We start from the raw sequence: 2,329 nt of genomic DNA, 5'->3' as shown, positions 1-2,329 counted from the left end.
CCTGGGCGGCCAGGGTGAGCTGGACGTGCGGGCGGTGGGTCGTGGGCTGGCGACCGCGCGGTCGGCCTTCGAGCACCGTGCGGTGGTCCTGGCCGAGCACACCGACGCCTTCCTCACCGCCCTGGACACCCTCGCCGACACCTCCGCCGACGACACCGACACCCCCGCCGAGAGCGTGACCACCGGGGCGGCGGCCCTCGTGCGCGGTGCGGCCACGACCAAGGGGAAGACGGCCTTCCTCTTCACCGGGCAGGGCAGCCAGCGGGCCGGCATGGGCCGTGAACTGCACGCCGCCTTCCCCGTGTTCGCCCGCACCCTGGACGAGCTGGCCGCACACTTCGACCAGCACCTGGACGAGCCGCTGCTGCGCGTGATGTTCGCGCGCGAGGACGACGCGCTCGCCGCGCTGCTGCACCGTACGGACTACGCCCAACCCGCCATCTTCGCCTACGAGGTGGCGCTCTTCCGGCTGCTGGACAGCTGGGGGGTACGCCCCGACGTGCTGGCCGGCCACTCGCTCGGCGAGGTGTCCGCCGCCTGCGTGGCGGGGGTGTTCCCGGTACCGCAGGCCGTGGCCCTCGTCGCCGCCCGCGGCCGGCTCATGCACGCCCTGCCGGCGGGCGGCGCGATGGTCGCCGTACAGGCCACCGAGGAGGAGGTGCGCGCGGCCCTCGAAGGCCATGAAGGAGCGGTCGACGTCGCCGCGCTGAACGGTCCGGCGTCGGTCGTGCTCTCCGGTGACGCGGACGCCGTGACGGCGCTCGCCGCCGAGTGGGCCGCTCGCGGCCGCAGGACCCGCCGGCTCAAGGTGAGCCACGCCTTCCACTCCCCGCACATGGACGCCATGACGGAGGAGTTCGGCCGCGTCGCCGCGGGACTGTCGTACGCCGCTCCGCGGATCCCGATCGTCTCCGACGTCACCGGGGAACTCCTCGGGGCGAGCGAGGCCCGGGACCCCGCGTACTGGGTCCGGCACATCCGCCGCACGGTGCGCTTCCACGACCAGATGCGCAGGCTGGAGCGGTACGGGGCCGACGCCTACGTCGAGATCGGCCCGGACGCGGTGCTCGGCCCGGCCGGCGAGGGCTGCCTGACGGCGGAACCCGGCCGGAGCGCGCCCGTACTGGTGTCGGTCTCGGACGCCGGCCGGGACGAGGTGACCGCGCTGTCGACCGCCCTCTCCACGCTGCACACGCGCGGCGTCCGCGTCGACTGGCAGGCGTGGTTCGGGGCCGGGCCCCGTACGACCGACCTGCCCACGTACGCGTTCCGGAAGCGGCGCCACTGGCCCACCGGCCCCCTCGGCCGCCCGGGCCGCCCCGACTCCGGCACCTTCGGCTCCGCCGGCCCGGACGCCGGGCCCGCAGGGGCGGAAGCCCGCGAGGTTCCCGACGACCGCTCGCAGGCCGACGACCGCACGCAGGCCGACGACCGCACGCAGGCCGACGACCGGACGCGGGCCGGCGGCCGTACGGAGGACCGCGCGGCCGCATGGCGCGCGCTGCCCGCCGGGGAGCGCCACGAGGCGCTGCTGCGGATGGTGCGCACCGAGGCGGCCCACGTCCTGGGGCACGACGGACCGGAGGCGGTGGATCCCGAACGCGGCTTCCTGGACCACGGCTTCGACTCGGTCATGGCGGTCCGACTGCGCAACCGCCTGGCGGCCGTGACCGGGCAGGAGCTGCCGACGACCCTGCTGTTCGACCAGCCCACGCCGGCCGCCGTCGCCGCGCACCTGTCGGCGGCGGTCGCCGCCGCCGGCCCGGCGGCCGACCTGCCCCTGTCGGAGCAGCTCGACCGGCTGGAGGCCGCACTGGCCGGGCTGCCCGACGACGACCGGGAACGCGCCCGGGCCACCGAGCGGCTCAAGGCCCTGCTCGCGGTCCACGCGCCCGCCCGCCGTGCCGCGGAGGCGGACGGCGCGGACCACGTCGCCCTGGACGCGGCCACCGACGACGAGATGTTCGCGCTGATCGAAAAGGAACTCCACCGTGGCTGAGGACAACGAGACCAAACTCCGCGAGTACCTGCGGCTGGTCACGGCCGACCTCCGGCGGACCCGCCGGCAGCTGGAGGAGGCCGAGGAGGCCGCCCACGAGCCGGTGGCCGTCGTCGGCATGGCGTGCCGGTTCCCCGGCGGCGGCGAGGACGTCGCCTCGCCCGAGGACCTGTGGGAGCTGGTGACCGAGGGCCGCGACGCCGTCACCGGGTTCCCGGAGAACCGGGGCTGGGACGTCGACGCCGTGTACGACCCGGAGCCGGGGACTCCGGGCCGGACGTACTCCCGCCACGGCGGCTTCCTCAAGGACCCGGCCGGGTTCGACGCCGC

The 2,329-nt window shown here is 76.1% G+C and carries 2 protein-coding genes; both read left to right on the top strand.

Annotation, left to right across the window (positions count from 1 at the left end; translation table 11 throughout):
* On the top strand, window positions 1-1,999 hold a 1,999-nt coding region (locus tag IH00_RS0136030; protein ID WP_158828178.1), incomplete at its 5' end, for an acyltransferase domain-containing protein.
* On the top strand, window positions 1,992-2,329 hold a 338-nt coding region (locus IH00_RS44835; protein ID WP_039947811.1), incomplete at its 3' end, for a beta-ketoacyl synthase N-terminal-like domain-containing protein. The genes IH00_RS0136030 and IH00_RS44835, both read left to right, overlap by 8 nt.

This window comes from Streptomyces sp. NRRL S-118 (assembly GCF_000716335.1).
Taxonomy (GTDB): domain Bacteria; phylum Actinomycetota; class Actinomycetes; order Streptomycetales; family Streptomycetaceae; genus Streptomyces.
The sequence above is the reverse complement of the archived record's forward strand: the minus strand, read 5'-3'. Positions and strand labels throughout refer to the sequence as shown.